Origin of the sequence: Aeromonas sp. R7-4 (assembly GCF_040908055.1) — a bacterium.
GTDB lineage: Bacteria > Pseudomonadota > Gammaproteobacteria > Enterobacterales > Aeromonadaceae > Aeromonas > Aeromonas sanarellii.
Genome location: NZ_JBFODA010000065.1, coordinates 64574 through 84290, shown reverse-complemented (window position 1 = coordinate 84290; position 19717 = coordinate 64574). Strand labels below are relative to the sequence as shown.

Below are 19717 nucleotides of genomic sequence, written 5' to 3'. Positions count from 1 at the left end.
CGGCTCCCTGCGGTTTGAGTGAAACGGGCAGGGTAACAAAGAGCGCCGGATGGCCCAACCCCCCGACCGGTGGCAGAGGGTGGCCCGCCGACAAAGGGGAGCCATATGAACTTTTTCGCTTAAGTTTGCCGCTTTATTTTGTTTGTTATCCGGCCCCTGGGTCACAGGATGGAATAAGACACCAGCCAACGTGAGCCATTCAGGATAAAGCATGCCGTACAGCTACCTATCACATCTGCGTTGCAGCAAGACCGGCGAGATGGTGGATGCCGATCAGCCCCAACAGCTGAGCCCGGTCGGTGCCCCCTTGCTGGCCAGCTACGACCTCGAGGCCCTGAAGCAGGCCTGGCACCCGGCCGCCCTGCTGGGTCGTCCCGCCAGCCTGTGGCGCTACCACGAGCTGCTGCCGGTGCGCGACCCCGCCCAGGTGGTCACCCTGGGGGAAGGCTTCACCCCCCTGTTGCCGCTGCCGCGCCTCGGCAAGCAGATCGGCATTCCGGATCTCTGGATGAAGGATGAGAGCGTCATCCCCACCGGCTCCTTCAAGGCCCGGGGCGCCGCGGTCGGCGTCTCCCGCGCCCGGGAACTCGGCGTCACCCACTTCGCCATGCCCACCAACGGCAACGCCGGGGCGGCATGGGCGCTGTACGGCGCCCGCGCCGGGCTGCGCAGCACCATAGTCATGCCCCAGGCAGCCCCCGCCATCACCAGGCTGGAGACCTCGCTGGCCGGCTCCCGCCTCTATCTGGTGGACGGCCTCATCAGCGACGCCGGCCGCCAGGTGGCCGAGGCGGTGGCCGAGCAGGGACTGTTCGATGCCTCCACCCTCAAGGAGCCCTATCGCATCGAGGGCAAGAAGACCATGGGGCTGGAGATCGCCGAGCAGCTCGGCTGGACCCTGCCAGACGTCATCCTCTACCCCACCGGCGGCGGGGTCGGGCTCATCGGCATCTACAAGGCGCTGCGGGAGTTGCAGGAGCTGGGCTGGGTCAAGGGGCCGCTGCCGCGACTGGTGGCGGTGCAGGCGAGCGGCTGCGCCCCCATCGTCCAGGCCTGGCAGCAGGGGGAGCGCGAATCGCGCTTCTGGCCCGACTCCCAGACCCTGGCATTTGGCATCAACGTGCCCAAGGCGCTGGGGGACTTTCTGGTGCTGGACGCCCTCTATCGCACCGAGGGCTGCGCCATAGCAGTGGATGATAGGGCCATCCAGGCAGAAATTCGCCAGCTCGCCGCGCGCGAAGGCTGCTTCGTCTGCCCGGAAGGGGCGGCCGCCTTCGCCGCCGCCCGCCAGTTGCGGGAGAGCGGCTGGATCCAGGGGGGCGAGCGGGTGGTGGTGCTCAACACAGGCGCCGGCATCAAGTACCCGGACGCCATCACAGTGCTGCCCCAACGGCTGCGCCGCGACGGGAGGATCCCGGCATGAGCTTCGACTGGTCCTTTGTCCTCACTACCCTGCCGGCCTTCGGCCAATCGGTCTGGGTCACCCTGCAGCTCGGCGCCATCGTGATCCTCACCGCCCTCGCCGTGGCCCTGCTCAATGTGGCGCTGCTCGGCCTGCGCCGGCCCTGGCTGAACCGGGTGATCCGCGCCTATGTGGAGCTGGCCCGCAACACGCCGCTCTTGATCCAGCTGTTCTTCCTCTACTTCGGGCTGCCGGCGCTCGGCATCTCGCTCTCCGGATTTGCCACGGCGGTGATCGCCATGACCTTCCTCGGCGGTGGCTACCTGACCGAGGCGCTGCGGGCCGGGGTGCAGGCGGTGCCCCCCAGCCAGCTGGAGGCAGGTCAGGCCATCGGCCTCTCCCGCTGGCAATTGCTGCGCCACGTTCAACTGCCCCAGGCCTGGCTCGCCAGCCTGCCGGCGCTCTTTGCCAACTTCATCTTTCTGCTCAAGGAGACCACCGTGGCCTCGGCGGTGGCGGTGCCCGAGCTGCTCTACACCACCAAGAACTACATCGCCCTCTACTACAAGACCTACGAGATGCTGGCGGTGCTGACCTTGATGTGCGTGCTGATCTTCCTGCCGCTGTCCCTTGCCCTGCGCGTCGTTGAAAGGAGGCTGCAATATGGTCAGTTCGGTCACTGAATCGCTGATGCAGGCATCGATCGTCCTGCTGCCACCATCCGACACCGATGCAGAGAAAAGGAGGGATCGATATGGTCAGTCCGGTCACTGAGCAGCTGACGCAGGCGCTGCCGCTGCTGGCGGTGGGCGCGGGCCAGACCCTCGCCATCTCGCTGCTCGCCATCCTGTTCGCCACCCTGGGCGGGGTCGGTTACGGCGTGCTGGCCCAGCAGGGGGGAAGGCTGACTCGGGGAGTGTTGCGAGTCTATCTGGAGCTGTTTCGGGTAGTGCCCGTGCTGGTCTGGCTCTACCTCTTCTTCTTCGGGCTGCCGATCTTCTTCGGCCTGGATATCCCGGCCTTCTGGTGCGCCGTGCTGGTGCTGGCCCTGTGGGGCGCCAGCGAGGTGGGCGAAGTGGTGCGCGGCGGCCTCAAGTCGCTCGCCCGCGGTCAGCAGGAGGCCGGTCTGGCGCTCGGGCTCTCCCGCTGGCAGCTCTATCGCCACGTGTTGCTGCCCCAGGCGCTACAACGGCTGACGCCGCCCACCATCAACATCCATACCCGCATCATCAAGACCAGCTCGCTGGCGGTGCTGATCGGGGTGGTGGAGGTGATCAAGGTGGGCCAGCAGATCATCGAGCGCACCTATGGCTCGCTGCTTATCTACGGTCTGCTGTTCCTGTTCTTTTTTCTGGTCTGCTATCCGCTCTCGCTCGTCTCGCGCCGGCTGGAGCAACAATGGGGTAATGCGGTATGACACCTCTGCTTGAGCTCAATGCTGTCAGCAAACAATTCGGCCAAAACCGGGTACTGGACGGGGTCAGCCTCACGGTGAACGCCGGGGAAGTGATCGTCATCCTGGGGCCGAGCGGCTGCGGCAAGAGCACCTTGCTGCGCACCCTCAACGGGCTCGAACCCATTCAGGGGGGCGAGATCCGCTTCGATGGCGTGCTGCTGGATGGTGCCACCGACTGGCGGCGGCTGCGCCAGCGGATCGGCATGGTGTTCCAGAGCTATCACCTCTTCCCCAACCTGACGGTGCTGGAGAACGTGCTGCTCGGCCCTCTGCAAGTACAGAAGCGGGAGCGGGCCGAGGCCCTGCTGCAGGCGGAAGAGCTGCTGACCCGGGTTGGCCTGTGGGAGCGGCGCCACGACTATCCGCGTCAGCTCTCCGGCGGCCAGCAGCAGCGCATCGCCATAGTGCGGGCCCTGTGCATGAACCCCCAGGTGATGCTGTTCGACGAGGTGACCGCTGCGCTGGACCCCGAGATGGTGCAGGAGGTGCTGGAGGTGATCCGGGATCTCGCCGGCAGCGGCATGACCCTGCTCATCGTCACCCACGAGCTGGCGTTCGCCCGGGCGGTGGCGGATCGCATCGTCTTCATGGACGGCGGCCACATCCTGGAACAGGCCGCCCCTCATCAATTTTTCGAGAACCCGCGCAGCCAGCGCGCACGCCAGTTCCTCGCCAAGTTTTCTTATACAAATGTCATCAAACGAAAGGAGTCAGCATGAAAAAAATCACCTCGGTTCTGTTTAGCGCCCTGATCGGCCTCGGCCTCGCCAGCGGCGGCGCCCAGGCGGCGGACGGTTCCCTTGCCAAGATCAAGGAACGCGACAAGCTCATCGTCGGCGTCTTCACCGACAAGCCCCCCTTCGGCTATGTGGACGAGAAGGGCAACTACGTGGGTTTCGACACCGATCTCGGTCGCCGCTTCGCCAAGGATCTGCTGGGGGACGAAAACAAGGTCGAGTTCGTGGCGGTGGAGCCCGCCAGCCGCATCCCCTTCCTGCAGAGCGACAAGGTGGACCTCATCCTCGCCAACATGACGGTGACCCCGGAGCGGCGTGAGGTGGTGGACTTCACCAACCCCAACCTCAAGGTCGCGGTGCAGGTGCTGGTGCCACAAGGGAGTCCGGCCAAGAAGCTCGACGATCTGGCCAGCAAGACCCTGATCGTGACCACCGGCACCACGGCGGACATCTGGCTGACCCGCAACCACCCGGACTGGAAGGTGCTCAAGTTCGAGAAGAATTCCGAATCCCTGCAGGCGCTGGCCCAGGGCCGTGGCGACGCCTACGCCCAGGACAACCTGGTGCTCTTCAGCTGGGCCAAGGAGAACCCGGGCTATCGGGTGCTGCCCGAGAAGCTGGGCTCGGAAGACCCCATAGCGCCGGCGGTGAAGAAGGGCAATATCGAGCTGCGTTACTGGGTCAACGACCGTCTCACCAAGCTGGGGGAAGAGAAGTACCTGCTGAAACTCTACGACCAGTATGTGCGCGACAAACTGAGCGCCGATACCGATCCCAACGACGTGATAGTGGAAGGAGGCAAGTGGCAGGGCTGAGCCTGCCGAGGGAAGTGCTGAGTGTGAAGTGTGTGATCTTTGGTTCCGTTGGTCCGCAAACCGCAAGGTTTGACCTTTCAGGCGTCCCCTCCGGGTGGCGCCTTTTTTTGTTTGCCAGACGGGTCGCCGGCTCTGTGAGCCAGCTCCCCCTGCCCGGGGGCTGTCTGTGCCATCCTCACAGACACGGCAACGAGAGGAGAACCCCATGTGGATAGAGGCCGAGCCCGTCTACGGCGCCCTGGTGTCCCTGGCCATCGGGCTCATCATCGGACTGGAGCGGGGCTGGCAGGTACGCCAGCTGGGTGACAACCAGCGCATCGCCGGGATGCGGACCTATGGCCTCATCGGCCTGCTCGGCGGGGTCTGCGCCCTGCTGCTGCCGACCCTGGGGCCCTGGCTGGCCCTGCTCGGCCTGCTGGCGGTGGTGATCGGCTGCGGCCTCTCGGTCTGGCTGGCCCAGCGCTGGCAAGGGGAGTTCGGTCTCACCAGCTCGGTGGCCATGGTGCTCACCTATTTGCTGGGGCTGATGTCGGTGCTGCAGAGCCCGAGCGAGGCGGTGGCCTGCGCCGTGCTGGCGGCGCTGCTGATGGGGCTCAAGGGCAAGATCCAGCAGGGCATGCTGTTTTTGAGCGAGACGGAATTCCACGCCACCCTGCGTTTCCTGCTCATCTCCCTGGTGCTGCTGCCCGTGCTGCCCGATGCGGAGATGGGCCCCCTCGATGCCTTCAACCCCTTCAAGATCTGGCTGATGGTGGTGATCATCGCGGGGATCTCGTTCTGTGGTCACTTCGCGGTGCGCCTGCTCGGCACCCGTGCCGGGCTGGTGCTCACCAGCATGCTGGCGGGGCTCGCCTCCTCCACCGCCCTCACCCTGCAATTTGCCCGCCTCAACAGGGAGCAGGGAGGTCTGGAGCGACTGCTGGCCACCGGCATCCTGCTGGCGGGGGCCACCATGTGGCTGCGGCTGCTGGTGCTGGTGCTGCTCATTCACGGCGAGCTGGCGATGCGCCTGGCCGCCCCCCTGCTGCTGCTGGCGGCCATCGTCTACGGCTTCGCCTTCTGGTTCTGGCGCCAGCGGGAGGAGATGACCGACAACCCGGTGCAGCCCAGGACCAGCAACCCGCTGGATCTTGCCACCGCCATCAAGTTCGGCCTGCTGCTGGCCCTCATCGGCTTCATGGCCACCCTGCTGCAGAGCAAGGTGGGTGACTCCGGGGTCTATCTGCTGGCGCTGGTCTCAGGCATCACGGATGTGGACGCCATCACCCTCTCCCTCTCCCAGCTCTCCCACAAGGAACTGGCCCTGGAGGTGGCCGCCCGGGGCATACTGCTCGCCGGCCTGGTCAACTCCCTGGTGAAGGGACTGCTGGCGCTGGTGATCGGCGGCCGCCGCCTGGGGCTCAGGGTCATGCTGCCCTACCTGCTCTCCGTCCTGCTGATCCTGCCCCTGGTCTGGCCGGCAGGATGACGGGGATCACCTCCCCGGGGTGACAGACTGACTCCCCTCCCCCTTGTCACGTATACTGCCCCCTCTTGCAGCACGAGGAGATGACCATGGCGAGCGATTGGGACGGGATTCTGGCGGGCGGCCCCCTCACCCAGACCGAGGAGATAGCGAACGACAGGATCCGCGGTCAGGCGCTGCTGGCACGACTCAACGCCTCCCCGGCAGGGGATCAACCCCTGCGCCAGCAGATCTGCGGCGAGCTGTTTGGCCACTGCCCCGACTCCTGCTGGATCAGCACCCCCTTCACCTGCGAATTCGGTCGCAACATCCACATCGGCGAGAAGACCTTCTTCAACTTCAACGTCACCATACTCGACGTGGGCGAGGTGCACATCGGCAGCCACGTGCTGCTGGCCCCCAACGTGCAGATCTACACCGCCACCCACAGCATGGATTTCCAGGAGCGGCGCAACTGGACCGCCTACAACAAGCCGGTACGCATCGGCGATGACTGCTGGATCGGTGGCGGCGCCATCATCTGCCCCGGCGTCACCATAGGGCCGCGCACCATCATAGGGGCCGGCGCCGTGGTGACCCGGGACATCCCTGCCGATTCGGTCGCCGTCGGCAATCCGGCTCGCGTGATCCGCACCTTAAGCCCGGGCGAGCCCCGGGATCCGGCGCTGCTGTCATGATGGTGCTGGCCCTGCTGCCCCTGGGCTGGGCCGGCTGGCTCGGGGTGCGGGACGCGAACTGGTGGCCGCTCGCCCTGATCCTGCTGATGAGCCTGCTGACCCTGGTCGCCTACGCCTGGGACAAGCGCCAGGCCATCCGCGGCGGCTGGCGCGTACCCGAGGCCCGCCTCCATCTGCTGGAGCTGCTCGGCGGCTGGCCCGGCGCCCTGGTGGCCCGCCAGTGGCTGCGCCACAAGACCCAGAAGGGGAGCTATCGCCTGCGGTTCTGGGCCATCGTCTGGGGGCAATTATTGCTGCTCGGGATCTGGCTCGGCTGGCCGCTCTGGCAGGGGTTCTGAACCACCAAGGCGGGCATTGCCGCCCATGGGCGGGTATGAGACAACGGAAGGCCGGGAGGTGATCTCTCCCGTTCAGGCATAGGCAAGGAGTCACTCATGACCATGTGGACAGGCATAGTCCTGATCGTCTTTATCAGCGTATTCTTCGGCTATCTCGGCAAGCGTGCCCGCTACCAGATGGGGGACGCCCGCATTACCGACCGTCTCGGCAAGCAGGACATGATCATCAAGGAGCTGCAGGAGCGGGTCGCCAACCTCGAGGCCATCATGCTGGAGGAGGAGAAGCGTCGGCCCTTCCGGGAACTGTGAGGCCAGTCCCGACAAAGACGGCAACCGATGTTGCCGTCTTTCGTTTCCGGTGCCGGGATCAGCACGACGCCGGCGGGGGCGGACTCTGCATCGCCTCCCCCAGCGCCTCCTGCCCGCGCTGCAACAGGGCAGCGATGGCCCCCTGCCGATCCGCCGCCTCCTTGTTCTGGCTCAGCTTGAACTTGCCCACCAGGCGGTCGATCTCGATTTCGATGCCCACCACGGCCGCCACCATGGCCTCCAGATAGTCGCGCGGCGCGTCCGCCATCTTCCAGGGCCTGGGCTCGGCGGCCTCCTGGGTGCGGGTCAGGGTGGCGAGCAGGCGTCGCACGAAGCGGACATCGTCCAGTACCCGAATGCGGCCATGGGCGTGCACCACGGCATAGTTCCAGGTCGGCACCTGCTGGTGATGCGCCTGCTTGCCCGGATACCAGTTGGGGGAGATATAGCCCTCGGCGGCCCGGAAGATCACCAGCACCTCGTCGCCGTCTTTCACCTCCTGCCAGAGCGGATTGTTGCGGGCAACATGGGCCCGCAGAACCCCTTGTCCCCCCTCCCCGGCATCCAGCTCGAACGGCAGATGGTTGGCGTCGAGCCCCAGCTCACCATGGGTGACCAGGGCCCCCAGAGGGTGGGCCCGGATCAGCTGATGCAGCGCAGCGGGCTCGGTGACGGCGAAATGGGGTGGCAGATACATAAGAGGTCCTTGGTTCTTGGTGGAGTGTCCGTACTAATCCCGTCGGTATGCTCCCGTGACGGGGAAGCATAGTCTCGAGTTTGCCTGCCGAGCACCACCGAAGAAAGCCCTGGTCGTCGTCGCTTGCTCAGGATGAAGGGATGCCCCTGGCCAGATAGCCGATGTGATAGGCATCGGCCCCTGCCGGCATCACTTGTGGGAGCGACGCCAAGAAATCCACCTCCAGCCATTGCCAGCGGGAGACGTCCCATCCGCTCAGCATGCTCTTGGTGGACAACGCCGCCAGGGGGTGATGGGCCGCTATGGGGGTGCGCCGCAAGATGACCACCCTGGCCCGCTCGAGCACCTCCATCTGCGGGGCTGACAGCAGATGCCAGGTCTCGATATGGGGCCAGCCGAAATGCCGGGTGAGCGCCGCGAATCCCTCGCTCACCAGGAAACGGTGCATCGCCTCGACACTCTGCCACACATAGAAGGGGGCATAGCGGTTCTCCTGCCCCGGCAGGGCCGCATCGTCCTGGCGGCTGTAGAGATAGGCCTTGAACAGCAGACCGGGAAAGCCGTCGAGCCTGGCGCCATTGCTGGCGATCCGCTGCTCGATCTGCGCCATGTCGTAGTCCGCCGGCAGGGTGAATCTGTAGTGCATGGCGATCATAAGATCACCCCCTGCCGGAACATCAGACCCCGTCCGAAGCTCCACGCCTCGGCATCAAGGCGCTCGGAGAGTCGGGGGGCAAGCTGCTCCAGGGCGGCGCGATCAGGAATATCGGGTGTCATGGCAACCTCCTTGGTGGATGCAGCCACTCTCGCCCACTGCTACAATTTAAAAAATCGAAATATTCAAGACCCATGATCCCGATTATAAGGACCATAATGTCACCCCTTCCCCCCTGCCTGGATCTCGATGCCCTGCGCAGCTACGTGCTGGGACTGGAGTGCGGCAGCTTTGCTCTGGCGGCGCAGCGGCTGTGCCGCTCCACCTCGGCGGTCAGCGCCCAGTTGAAGAAACTCGAACAGCAGTGCGGTACCGGGCTGGTCATGAAGCAGGGACGCCATCTGGTGCCGACGGCCAGCGGTGAGCGCCTGCTGGGCTACGCCAAGCGGCTGCTGGAGCTCAATGACGAAGCAGTGCGCGCCCTGAAAGGGGAGCTGCTGCAAGGGGAGATCAGGCTGGGGGTGCAGGAGGACTTCGGCGAATCTTTGCTCCCCGCCGTGCTGGGGCCCCTCTGTCGCCAGCACCCGACCCTGCGTATGACGACCCGCATCGATCGCAACGGGGCCCTGGTGCAGGGGATCAGGGAAGGCACCCTCGACATGGCTCTGGCCTGGCAACCGCAAGAGGACGGGGTGGATGCCCACCTCATCGACATAGTACAGTTGCAATGGATGGCTCACCCGGACGGGGAGATCAACCCGCTGCTGGCACGCGGGGAGCCCCTGCCCCTGGTGCTCTTCGATGCCCCCTGCCTGATGCGGGCACGGGCCATCCGGGCTCTCGACGAAGCCGGGATCCCCTGGCGGATCGCCTTCACCAGCCAGAGCCTCGGCGGTATCTGGGCCGCCGTGCAGGCCGGGCTCGGGATCACGGTGCGTTCCGCCATCGGCATGCCGGCCAGACTTGCCCCCCTGGGCGGCGTGCTGCCCTCACCGGGCACCTTGGGGGTCGTGCTGCTCGCTGCCAGCCATGAAACCGACGAGGCCCGGCGCCAGTTGCAACGCCTGCTCACGGACGTCGTGCATCAGGCCAGCGCCGGGCACAGGGGCTGAACATCTACTGGCCAGAGTGGACCACTCCAGTGAGGAGTGCGCATAAAAAAACGGCAACCCTGGGGTTGCCGTTTTTCTTGTGATGGCGCTGGCGCGTCGTGCGGATCAACCCGCCCGCTTGGCCAGCCACTGTTCGGCGGTGGTGAGAGCCGACTCGATCTGTTCCCTGGCGACGCCGCCCTTGGCGACCCGCTTGGCCAGGGTCGCCTCCAGCTCCAGGTTCGGGTAGACATCCTCCCCCACCACGGGGCTGAAGCGCTGGAACTCGGGGAGGGAGAGCTCCTCCAGGGGCTTCTTCACCCCGATCGCGTAGACCACGGTCTCGCCGACGATATGGTGCGCCTCGCGGAACGGGATGCCCTTGGCCACCAGGTAGTCCGCCAGCTCGGTGGCGTTGGCGTAGCCGCCCTGGGCCGCCGACTTGGTGCGCTCGCCATTGACCTTCAGATCGATCAGCACCAGGGCCGCCATGTCGAGGCAATCGTGCCAGGTATCCAAAGCATCGAACAGCCCTTCCTTGTCTTCCTGCATGTCCTTGTTGTAGGCCAGGGGCAGCGCCTTGAGGCTCATCAGCATGCCCATCTGGGCGCCCACCACCCGGCCTGTCTTGCCGCGAATGAGCTCGAGCGCGTCCGGGTTCTTCTTCTGGGGCATCAGCGACGAGCCGGAGGTGACGGCGTCGGACAGCTCGACAAAGCCCGCCTCGCCGGTGTTGTAGAAGATGAGGTCCTCGGCAAAGCGGGACAGGTGCGCCATGGACAGCGACGCCACGTGCATCAGCTCCACCACGTGATCCCGATCTGAGACCGAATCCAGGCTGTTGCGGGTGGCGCCACTGAAGCCCATGTCGAGCGCCAGCGCTTCGCGGTCGATGGCGTAGGCGGTGCCCGCCAGGGCGCCGCAGCCGAGCGGGCTGGTGTCGAGGCGCTTGAGGGCATCCTGCAGACGGGAGTGATCCCGCTCCAGCATCTCCACATAGGCCAGGGCCCAGTGGGCGTAGGTGACCGGCTGGGCCCGCTGCAGGTGGGTGTAGCCCGGCAGCACCGCGGCCTGGTTGGTACGGGCGGAGGCGACCAGCCCCTGTTGCAGAGCGGTGATGGCGCCGAGCAGCAGCTCGCCCTGGGCCTTGCACCAGAGTTTGAGGTCGGTGGCGACCTGATCGTTGCGCGAGCGGCCCGTGTGCAGCTTCTTGCCCAGGGTGCCGACGGCGTCGATCAGCTTGCCCTCGACCCAGGAGTGGATGTCTTCGGCATCCGAGCTCAGGATCTGCTCGGGATCCTGCTGCACCGAGGCGAGCAGCACCTCCATCGCCTGTTGCAGTTTTCCTTGCTCATCGGCGGTCAGCACGCCGACCTTGACCAGGGCGCGAGCCCAGGCCATGGAGCCCTGGATATCCTGCTCCGCCAAGCGGTAATCGAACCGCAGGGAATCGTTGAACTGCTTGAACCGGCTATCGGCTCCCTGACTGAAGCGTCCACCCCAAAGTGCCATACTGCTCTCCTTGAATGCGTTGCCGGCGGCGTCTTGCGCCGTCGAGCTTGAAATCTTGCCTTGTTTTCCTGCGAGCCTGTTATCTCACAGAAGCGGCCAGGGCGCAGCCGCTCTTGTCACACCCGATGATGATGGCAAAGGGCCTCTCTGCCTGTAAAAGAGGGGGCCATGCCCCCTCGAATCAACGGGTCACTGCGACGACTCAACCGTGGGTATGGTCGCCACCGATGGCCTGGTGCTGCTCCTTCATGGCGCGGATCCGGCTCGCCAGGGTGTAGAGACGGATAAAGCCTTCGGCGTGGCTCTGGTCGTACACCTCGTCGGCGCCGAAGGTGGCGAAGTCTTCGGAGTAGAGGCTGTTCGGCGACTTCTTCTGCACCGCGGTGACCTGACCCTTGTACATCTTCAGGATCACCTCGCCGTCCAGGTCCTCGGCGATGGCGTTGGCGGAGGCGACGATGGCCTTGCACAGCGGGGTGAACCAGCGACCGTCATACACCAGGTGGGAGAACTCGGCACCCAGCTTCTCCCGCCAGGCGCGGGTCGGTCTGTCCAGTACCAGCTCTTCCACGGCGCGCAGTGCGGCGACCATGACGGTACCACCCGGGGTCTCGTAGCAGCCGCGGGACTTCATGCCCACCATGCGGTTCTCGGTGATGTCGACCCGGCCCACGCCGTGCTTGCCGGCACGCTCGTTCAGGGTGGTCAGGATCTGGTGCGGGGTCAGGGGCTGGTCATCCACGGCGACCACTTCGCCCTTGGCCACGGTCAGCTTGACGTATTCCGGCTCGTTCGGTGCCTGCTCGGCGGAGACGGTCCACTGCCAGACGGCTTCGGACGGCTCGTTCCAGGTGCTCTCCAGCTCGCCACCCTCGGTGGAGATGTGCCAGGCGTTGGCGTCACGGCTGTAGATCTTCTTCAGGGTCGCCTTGCAGGGGATGTTGCGGGCTTCCAGATAGGCCAGCAGATCTTCCCGGGAACGCATGTCCCACAACCGCCAGGGGGCGATCACTTTCAGTTGGGGAGCCAGGGCGGCCACCGCACCTTCGAACCGCACCTGGTCGTTGCCCTTGCCGGTGCAACCGTGGGAGATGGCATCGGCCCCTTCAGCCAGGGCGGCCTCGACCATGGCCTTGGCGATCACCGGACGGGCCATGGAGGTACCCAGCAGGTAGGTGCCTTCATAGACGGCGCCGGTCTTCAGGGTCGGGTAGACGTACTCCTTGACGAACTCTTCCCGCAGATCCTTGACGATGCACTTGACCGCGCCGGAGGCGATGGCCTTCTGCTCGATCCCTTCCAGATCGTCACGCTCCTGGCCCACGTCGGCGACGAAGGCGATGATCTCGGCGTCATAGTGCTCCTTCAGCCAGGGAATGATGGCCGAGGTATCCAGTCCGCCCGAGTAAGCCAGTACGATCTTGTTGATTCCGCTCATTTACTTCTCTCCATGATGATTCGATAAAAAGTGTGATTCCGGGTCGGTTGCCGGATTACTTCTGGCCCTGTCCGAACAGGGTCAGCAGCACGGCGTTCTGGATATGCATCCGGTTTTCTGCCTCATCCATGATGAGGGAGGCTGGGCCGTCCATGACCTCCGAGGTGATCTCCAGCTCCCGGTGCGCCGGCTGGCAGTGCAGCACGTGCTGGATGCCGGTGCGATCGAGCAGGGCCTGGTTGATCTGATAAGGCATGAAGATATCTTTTACCTGCTCCATTGGTGTGTTGTCACCCATGGAAACCCAGGTGTCGGTATAAACCACGTCAAAGCCTTCGATGGCACCCACGTCATCGCTGATGTTGATGTGCGCGCCGGACTGGGCCGCCAGCGCCTGGGCTTGCAGGAAGATCTGGGTGTCCGGGCCGTGGCCCTTGGGGCAGATCAGGGTCACGTCTGTGCCGAGGGTCGCCCCCAGCAGCAGCAGGGAGTGGCTGACGTTGTTGCCATCACCGAGGTAGGCGAGTTTCACCTTCGATAAATCGCTGTAATGCTCGGCGATGGTCATAAAGTCCGCCAGCCCCTGGCAGGGGTGGTAGAGATTGCACAGGCTGTTCACCACAGGCACCGAGCCGAACTCGGCCAGCTCGACCAGGGTCTGGTGATCGAACACCCGGGCGACGATGGCGTCGCACCAGCGGGACAGGTTGGCGGCGAAATCCTTCACCGACTCCCGCTTGCCCAGGGCGCCGTTCTGCTGGTCCAGGTAGACGCTGTGGCCGCCGAGCCGATTGATCCCGATGTCGAAGGTGACCCGGGTGCGCAGGGAGGGTTTCTCGAACAGGGTGACCACGCTCTTGCCGGCCAGGGCCTGGCTGTATTTCTTCGGATCCGCCTTGACCGCCTTGCCGAGCGCGATCAGCGCCTCGATCTGGGCCTTGCTTAAATCGCTGTCTTTCAGAAGATGTTGCATCGGATTGTCCTTTTCCCGGTGAAAATCAGATCGTGACCTGGGTGCCGACCGCACCGCCCGCCAGCAGCTTGAGCAGCTGATCCGGGTAGCGCCAGCTGGCGACACAGACCGGCTTGCCCAGGGTCTCGGCGGCGTGCAGGGCGGCCTTCACCTTGACCGCCATGCCATCGCTGATCACGCCCTTCTCCATCAGATCCAGCGCGGTCTGCTTGTCGAGCTGGGGCACCAGCTTGCCCTTGCCGTCCAGGATGCCGCTCACATCGGAGAGCATCACCAGATCGGCGCCGAGGGCCTCGGCAATCGCCGTGGCCGCCTGATCCGCGTTGACGTTCATCAGCTGACCTTCGGCGGTGATGCCGATGGAGCTCACCACAGGCAGCAGGCCCTGGCCCAGGATGGCGGCCACCAGCGCCGGGTTGCCCGGTTTGCAGTCACCGACCGCACCGAGATCCGGATCGAGCTGGGTCACCTGGCACAGACCGCCGTCGGCGAGGCAGAGCCCCACCGCCGGAATGCCGGTGGAGATGGCCTTGGCCATCATCATCTTGTTCGCGGTCCCGGCCAGGGCCCCGGCGATCACGGGGATCTGCTCGAACGGGGTCACCCGCAGGCCGTTCTTCTTGGTGGAGGTCATCCCCAGGCCCTTGAGCAGGTCATCCACCAGGCAGCCACCACCGTGCACCAGCACCAGGGGTCTGTGCTGATCGTCTAGGAAGCTTTTGAGGGTGGCGAACAGGGCGGTCAGGGCCTCGTCGTTCTCGATCAGGGCACCACCCAACTTGATTACCAGCGTCTGCTTGTCCATCTTCTCGATCCTTCCTTAAAGCGTTAAATCAGGCCGGTGGCCGGTTCAAAACCAAACTTGATATTTATGCACTGCATCGCCTGGGAGGCTGCGCCCTTGAGCAGGTTGTCGATGGCGGAGACCACCACCAGCATGTTGCCCTGCTGCTGCCAGGCGAGGTCGCAGTAAGGGGTGTTTGCCACGCCGCGGATGGAGGGCATCTGGCCGGTGAGGCGTACCAGGGGTTTGCCTTCATAGGCCTTGAGATAGGCCTGGTCTACCTGGGTCTGAGTCACGCCGTCCGCCAGTTGCACATAGATGGTGGCCAGGATGCCGCGCACATAGTTGCCGAGGTGGGGCTGGAACAGCACCCCCTTGCCGAGGTGATGGCTGATCTCCGGCTGGTGTCTGTGATTGAAGGTGCCGTAGGGGCTCAGGCTCACCTCGCAGAAGCTGGTGTTGATGGCCGCCTTGCGACCGGCCCCGGAGACACCGGAGACGGCGTTGATGATGGGCTGCCACTCTTTGGCAATCAGACCGGCCTGCTGCAGCGGCTTGAGGGCGCACAGGGAGGCGGTCGGGTAGCAGCCGGGCACGGCGATAAGCTGGGCCGCCTTGATGGCCTCGGCATTCCACTCAGCCAGACCGTAGACGGCCTGATCCAGCCACTGCTCGCTGTCGTGGGTAAAGCCGTAGAAGGAGGCGTAGAACCCCTGATCCTTGACCCGGAAGGCACCGGAGAGATCGAACACCGGCAGCCCCTTGGCCAGGAACTTGGGCGCGAGCTCGGCACTCACCTCGTGGGCGGTGGCCAGCAGCACCAGGTCGGCCTGGGTCAGGATCCGGGTCATGCCGTCGTCGTCCAGGGGCAGCAGCGGCTGATCCAGCTCGCCAACCCACTGGGGATGCAGGGAAGAGAAGCGCTTGTGGGCGTCCTGGCTGCCCGCCGACACATAGAGGCCGAACAGCTTGAGCTGTGGATGGTTCTGGACCAGTGCGGCCAGTTCGGCCCCCGCGTAGCCACTGGCACCGACGATAACGGTATTGAGCATGTTTGAGTATTCCAAGTCTGGGTTCGAAATTCGCAGCCTGCTGCTGCGGTGCAAGGGGTCGGCTATCGCCCCTTTGATGCAACGAGTGCGGAGGGGCAATTCAGGCGGATATGCGTCGTCGGTTACAGATCAGGTGACAGAACATTAACTTTCCCTTACAACTAGAGGCCATGTCGCTGAGCACTCGAATAGAATATTCATGCACTCACTTTGCATTTGTATTTTCTAACAGAAAGAACCCGGGGACGCAAGGAGGAGCTGATGGCCAATCTGGATTTTTTTTCACTTTATAAGAATATTATTGCGATTCCCTCTATCAGCAGCACGGATCCCCGCTGGGATCAGAGCAACGAGGCGGTGATCCGGCTGCTGGCCGACTGGTTCGGCCAGCTGGGCTTTCACTGCGAGGTGACGGCGCTGCCGGATCTGCCGGGCAAGTTCAACCTGGTGGCGACCCATGGCCAGGGCGAGGGGGGACTGCTGCTGGCGGGCCACACGGATACGGTGCCGTTCGACGAGGGGGCCTGGAACAAGGATCCCTTCAAGGTGACCGAGGAGGGCAACCGCCTGTATGGGCTCGGCACCATCGACATGAAGGGCTTCTTCGCCTTTATCGTGGAGGCGCTGAAGGAGATCGATCTCACTACCCTCAACAAGCCGCTGCGCATCCTGGCGACCGCCGACGAGGAGACCACCATGGCGGGGGCCCGCGCCATAGCCGCGGCCGCCGAGCTCAAGCCCGACTACGCGGTGATCGGGGAGCCCACCGGGCTGGTGCCCGTGGTGGCCCACAAGGGGCACATGTCCGAGGCTATTCGCATCACGGGGCGAAGCGGCCACAGTTCGGATCCCGCCAACGGCGTCAACGCCATGGAGATCATGCACAAGGCCATGGGGCAGGTGCTCAAACTGCAGCAGGATCTGAAGGAGAAGTACGCGGATCACCGCTTCGCCGTGCCCCAGCCGACCCTGAACCTGGGCTACATCCAGGGGGGCGATAGCCCGAACCGCATCTGCGGCTGCTGCGAGCTGCACATCGACATGAGGCCCACCCCGCAGGTGGGGCCGGACGAGCTGATGGGCATGCTCAAAGAGGCGCTCTCCCCCATCGAGATCCACCAGCCGGGCTGCCTGCACCTGCAGCACCTGCACGAGCCCATCCCGGCCTACGCCTGCGCGGACGACTCGGATCTGGTGCGCGAGGCCGAGCGGGTGAGCGGCCGGGCCGCCGAGTCCGTGAACTATTGCACCGAGGCCCCCTTTATCCAGCAGCTTGGTTGCGAGACCATCGTCATGGGCCCCGGCCACATCGCCCAGGCCCACCAGCCCGACGAATACCTGGATCTGTCGTTCGTCAAACCGACCACGGCGGTGCTGCAGCATCTGATCCGGCGCTTCTGCATCCAGCCGGGAGAATGTAAGTAAGTTACATGACATGCCGGGACGGGACAGGTGAGGGAAATACATCTTCTGAATCGGCTTGTTATTTGACCTTGCGCAGACAATCTGGGTAGATTGTCCCCCTAAGATGACGGAGCATATGTTGTAATCGCACAACAATAAGTGAGGTCGCCTCCCATCCCGGAAGGTCAGGAGGCACCAACAAAATAAGGATGTGGAATGAACGAAAAGTACGCCGCACTACGGGCCAACGTAGGCATGCTGGGCCAACTGCTGGGCAAGTCCATCAAGGATCATCAGGGGCAGGCCTTCCTCGACAAGATCGAGACCATTCGTCAACTGGCCAAGTCCTCCCGCAAGGGGAACGAGGCGGACAGAGAGCGCCTGCTCGAGACCCTGCGCACCCTCTCCGATGACGAGCTGTTGCCCGTGGCCCGTGCCTTCAGCCAGTTCCTCAACCTTGCCAACGTGGCGGAGCAGTTCCACACCATCTCCCGCCGCTGCGAAGAGCAGGTCTGCACCCCGGATCCGCTGGAGCAGATGTTCGACAAGCTGAAAGCCTCCAACCTGTCCCAGGAGGCCATCATCCAGGCCGTGCGCGAGCTGGACATCGATCTGGTGCTGACCGCCCACCCCACCGAGGTGACCCGTCGCACCCTGATCCACAAGCACGTGCAGCTCAACGACTGCCTGGAGGCGCTGGAACTCTCCGATCTGCTGCCCCGCGAGCGGGACAAGATCCTCAATCGCATCGAGCAGCTGGTCAACCAGGCCTGGCACACCAACGAGATCCGCGAACAGCGCCCGACCCCGGTGGACGAGGCCAAGTGGGGCTTCGCCGTGGTGGAGAACAGCCTGTGGCCGGCCATTCCCGAATTCATGCGCAATCTGGACGAGCGCCTGCAACACCACCTGGGTGTGCGGCTGCCGCTGGATGCCGCGCCGGTCAAGTTCACCTCCTGGATGGGCGGCGATCGCGACGGTAACCCCTTCGTCACCGCCAAGGTGACCGCCGAGGTGCTGGAGCTGGGCCGCTGGATGGCGGTGAGCCTGTTCTACAAGGACATCAAGGAGCTCACCTCCGAGCTCTCCATGGCCGACTGCACCGAGGCCGTGCGTGCCCGGGTCGGCGACAACCCCGAACCCTACCGCGCCCTGGTGCGCGAGCTGCGCGAGCAGCTGCGCGAGACCCAGGAGTTCCTGACCGCCAAGGTGCAGGGCCAGGCGAGCGAGAGCCGGGATCTGGTCAAGAGCACCGCCCAGCTGCGCGAACCCCTGGAGCTCTGCTACCACTCCCTGCACGCCTGCGGCATGGGCAACATCGCCGACGGCATGCTGCTGGACGTGCTGCGCAAGCTGGCCTGCTTCGGCATCCACCTGGTCAAGCTGGACATCCGCCAGGATGGCGAGCGCCACGGCCAGGTCTTCTCCGAGCTGACCCGCTACCTCGGCATGGGCGACTACGCCGAGTGGAGCGAGGAGGACAAGCAGGCCTTCCTGCTGCGCGAGCTGAACTCCCGCCGCCCCCTCATCCCGACCGACTGGGAGCCGAGCGACGAGACCCGCGAGACCATAGACACCTGCCGGGTGATCGCCGGTCACGACCCCGATGCGTTCGGCATCTACATCATCTCCATGGCCGGCGCGCCGTCCGACGTGCTGGCGGTGCAACTGCTGCTCAAAGAGGCTGGCTGCAAGTTCCGCATGCCGGTGGCCCCGCTGTTCGAGACCCAGGAAGACCTGATGGCGGGCACCGCCGTGATGGAGCGCCTGCTGTCGGTAGACTGGTATCGCGGTTACATCCAGGGCCGTCAGTATGTGATGATCGGCTACTCCGACTCCGCCAAGGACGCGGGCATGATGGCCGCCGGCTGGGCCCAGTATGCCGCCATGGAATCCCTGGTGGCCCTGGCCGAGGCCAACAACATCCGCCTCACCCTGTTCCATGGCCGTGGCGGCACCGTGGGTCGCGGCGGCGCCCCCGCCCATCAGGCGATCCTCTCCCAACCGCCGGGATCCCTGCGCGGCGGCCTGCGGGTCACCGAGCAAGGGGAGATGATCCGCTTCAAGTTCGGCCTGCCCAAGGTAGCCTTCCAGAGCCTCAACCTCTACACCAGCGCCGTGCTGGAGGGTAACCTGCTGCCACCGCCGAGGCCCAAGGAGAGCTGGCGCGCCGTGATGGAGCAGCTGGCCACCGTCTCCTGCGATCATTACCGCAGCATAGTGCGCGGTCACCCGGACTTCGTGCCCTACTTCCGCGCCGCCACCCCGGAGATGGAGCTCGGCAAGCTGCCGCTCGGTTCGCGCCCTGCCAAGCGCAAGCCCAACGGCGGCGTCGAGAGCCTGCGCGCCATCCCCTGGATCTTCGCCTGGACCCAGAACCGGCTGATGCTGCCGGCCTGGCTCGGCGCCCACAAGGGGCTGCAGCAGGCCATCGACGACGGCCAGAAGGCCGTGCTGGACGAGATGAGCCGCCAGTGGCCCTTCTTCCGCACCCGCCTCGAGATGCTGGAGATGGTGTTCCTCAAGGCCGATCTCTGGCTGGCGGAGTACTATGACACCCGCCTGGTGCCGGAGAATCTGTGGGCACTGGGCAGACAGCTGCGCCAGGAGCTTGCCGACTCCATCCAGGTGGTGCTGAAACTGCGCCCGCAGGGCGACCTGCTGGACGATCAGCCCTGGATCAAGGAGTCCATCAAGCTGCGCAACCCCTACACGGACCCGCTCAACGTGCTGCAGGTCGAGCTGCTTGGCCGCTCGCGCAACCACCCGGAGACCCTGCACCCCGAGCTGGATCAGGCGTTGATGGTCACCATCGCCGGCATCGCCGCCGGCATGCGCAACACGGGTTGATCCACCCCCTCAAGCGAAAGGGCGCCATATTGGCGCCCTTCTTGTTTCCAGTGCCCAGGCCT

At 64.9% G+C, this 19717-nt stretch carries 20 protein-coding genes; 12 read left to right on the top strand and 8 right to left on the bottom strand.

Annotation, left to right across the window (positions count from 1 at the left end):
* Positions 1 to 211 precede the first annotated feature (211 nt).
* The 9 genes from AB5Y72_RS18605 (at position 212) to AB5Y72_RS18565 (ending at position 7199) form a co-directional block, all read left to right on the top strand.
* Entirely contained in the window at positions 212 to 1423 is a 1212-nt protein-coding gene (locus tag AB5Y72_RS18605) for a threonine synthase (RefSeq protein WP_325782881.1), read from the top strand.
* Complete coding sequence (locus AB5Y72_RS18600) at positions 1420 to 2085, top strand: amino acid ABC transporter permease (RefSeq protein WP_219143509.1); 666 nt, start codon at positions 1420 to 1422, stop codon at positions 2083 to 2085. The genes AB5Y72_RS18605 and AB5Y72_RS18600 overlap by 4 nt, the downstream gene beginning before the upstream one ends.
* Positions 2086 to 2156: 71 nt before the next feature.
* Positions 2157 to 2819: an amino acid ABC transporter permease gene (locus AB5Y72_RS18595; RefSeq protein ID WP_042078466.1), complete on the top strand. Its 663-nt coding sequence runs from the start codon at positions 2157 to 2159 to the stop codon at positions 2817 to 2819.
* Positions 2816 to 3577, top strand: a complete 762-nt coding sequence (locus AB5Y72_RS18590; protein ID WP_219143507.1) for an amino acid ABC transporter ATP-binding protein — start codon at positions 2816 to 2818, stop codon at positions 3575 to 3577. The genes AB5Y72_RS18595 and AB5Y72_RS18590 overlap by 4 nt, the downstream gene beginning before the upstream one ends.
* Positions 3574 to 4410 carry a transporter substrate-binding domain-containing protein gene (locus AB5Y72_RS18585; protein WP_325782880.1) on the top strand — a complete coding sequence of 279 codons (837 nt, stop codon included), beginning with the start codon at positions 3574 to 3576 and terminating at the stop codon, positions 4408 to 4410. Before AB5Y72_RS18590 ends, AB5Y72_RS18585 begins: the two co-directional genes overlap by 4 nt.
* A 205-nt stretch (positions 4411 to 4615) precedes the next feature.
* Positions 4616 to 5878 carry an MgtC/SapB family protein gene (locus tag AB5Y72_RS18580; protein ID WP_325782879.1) on the top strand — a complete coding sequence of 421 codons (1263 nt, stop codon included), beginning with the start codon at positions 4616 to 4618 and terminating at the stop codon, positions 5876 to 5878.
* A gap of 86 nt (positions 5879 to 5964) precedes the next feature.
* The gene (locus tag AB5Y72_RS18575; protein WP_209794039.1) at positions 5965 to 6552 is read left to right on the top strand and encodes a sugar O-acetyltransferase; all 588 of its coding nucleotides are present in this window, start codon (positions 5965 to 5967) and stop codon (positions 6550 to 6552) included.
* Positions 6549 to 6890 (top strand): DUF1294 domain-containing protein, encoded by a 342-nt coding sequence (locus AB5Y72_RS18570; RefSeq protein WP_325782878.1) that lies wholly within the window; start codon positions 6549 to 6551, stop codon positions 6888 to 6890. The genes AB5Y72_RS18575 and AB5Y72_RS18570 overlap by 4 nt, the downstream gene beginning before the upstream one ends.
* A gap of 96 nt (positions 6891 to 6986) precedes the next feature.
* Entirely contained in the window at positions 6987 to 7199 is a 213-nt protein-coding gene (locus tag AB5Y72_RS18565; protein ID WP_042078473.1) for a hypothetical protein, read from the top strand.
* Between the two features lie 58 nt (positions 7200 to 7257).
* Here the strand turns inward: AB5Y72_RS18565 and AB5Y72_RS18560 are convergent, their stop codons facing one another.
* The 3 genes from AB5Y72_RS18560 to AB5Y72_RS18550 form a co-directional block, all read right to left on the bottom strand.
* The gene (locus AB5Y72_RS18560; RefSeq protein WP_325782877.1) at positions 7258 to 7896 is read right to left on the bottom strand and encodes an FMN-binding negative transcriptional regulator; all 639 of its coding nucleotides are present in this window, start codon (positions 7894 to 7896) and stop codon (positions 7258 to 7260) included.
* Between the two features lie 127 nt (positions 7897 to 8023).
* The gene (locus AB5Y72_RS18555) at positions 8024 to 8542 is read right to left on the bottom strand and encodes a DUF4865 family protein (RefSeq protein ID WP_368199410.1); all 519 of its coding nucleotides are present in this window, start codon (positions 8540 to 8542) and stop codon (positions 8024 to 8026) included.
* A gap of 5 nt (positions 8543 to 8547) precedes the next feature.
* The gene (locus AB5Y72_RS18550) at positions 8548 to 8673 is read right to left on the bottom strand and encodes a hypothetical protein (protein ID WP_325782875.1); all 126 of its coding nucleotides are present in this window, start codon (positions 8671 to 8673) and stop codon (positions 8548 to 8550) included.
* Positions 8674 to 8769: 96 nt separating this feature from the next.
* On the opposite strand from AB5Y72_RS18550, the gene AB5Y72_RS18545 reads away from it, so the two are divergent.
* Positions 8770 to 9663 carry a LysR substrate-binding domain-containing protein gene (locus AB5Y72_RS18545; protein WP_325782874.1) on the top strand — a complete coding sequence of 298 codons (894 nt, stop codon included), beginning with the start codon at positions 8770 to 8772 and terminating at the stop codon, positions 9661 to 9663.
* Positions 9664 to 9768: 105 nt separating this feature from the next.
* Here the strand turns inward: AB5Y72_RS18545 and argH are convergent, their stop codons facing one another.
* From argH to argC, 5 genes are all read right to left on the bottom strand, one after another.
* Entirely contained in the window at positions 9769 to 11154 is a 1386-nt protein-coding gene (gene argH / locus AB5Y72_RS18540; RefSeq protein ID WP_325782873.1) for an argininosuccinate lyase, read from the bottom strand.
* A 202-nt stretch (positions 11155 to 11356) separates the two neighbouring features.
* Positions 11357 to 12592, bottom strand: a complete 1236-nt coding sequence (locus tag AB5Y72_RS18535; protein WP_042864922.1) for an argininosuccinate synthase — start codon at positions 12590 to 12592, stop codon at positions 11357 to 11359.
* A gap of 55 nt (positions 12593 to 12647) precedes the next feature.
* Entirely contained in the window at positions 12648 to 13565 is a 918-nt protein-coding gene (locus tag AB5Y72_RS18530; RefSeq protein ID WP_368199407.1) for an ornithine carbamoyltransferase, read from the bottom strand.
* Between the two features lie 25 nt (positions 13566 to 13590).
* On the bottom strand, positions 13591 to 14370 hold the full coding sequence (gene argB, locus AB5Y72_RS18525; RefSeq protein WP_042078482.1) for an acetylglutamate kinase: 780 nt from the start codon (positions 14368 to 14370) through the stop codon (positions 13591 to 13593).
* A gap of 23 nt (positions 14371 to 14393) precedes the next feature.
* Positions 14394 to 15401 carry an N-acetyl-gamma-glutamyl-phosphate reductase gene (gene argC, locus AB5Y72_RS18520; protein WP_368199405.1) on the bottom strand — a complete coding sequence of 336 codons (1008 nt, stop codon included), beginning with the start codon at positions 15399 to 15401 and terminating at the stop codon, positions 14394 to 14396.
* Between the two features lie 261 nt (positions 15402 to 15662).
* Here argC and argE point away from each other — a divergent pair, with 261 nt between their 5' ends.
* The gene (gene argE, locus AB5Y72_RS18515) at positions 15663 to 16826 is read left to right on the top strand and encodes an acetylornithine deacetylase (RefSeq protein WP_368199403.1); all 1164 of its coding nucleotides are present in this window, start codon (positions 15663 to 15665) and stop codon (positions 16824 to 16826) included.
* A 195-nt stretch (positions 16827 to 17021) separates the two neighbouring features.
* A complete protein-coding gene (gene ppc, locus AB5Y72_RS18510; RefSeq protein WP_209794032.1) occupies positions 17022 to 19655 on the top strand; it encodes a phosphoenolpyruvate carboxylase in 2634 nt (877 codons plus the stop codon).
* The last annotated feature ends 62 nt before the right edge of the window (positions 19656 to 19717 follow it).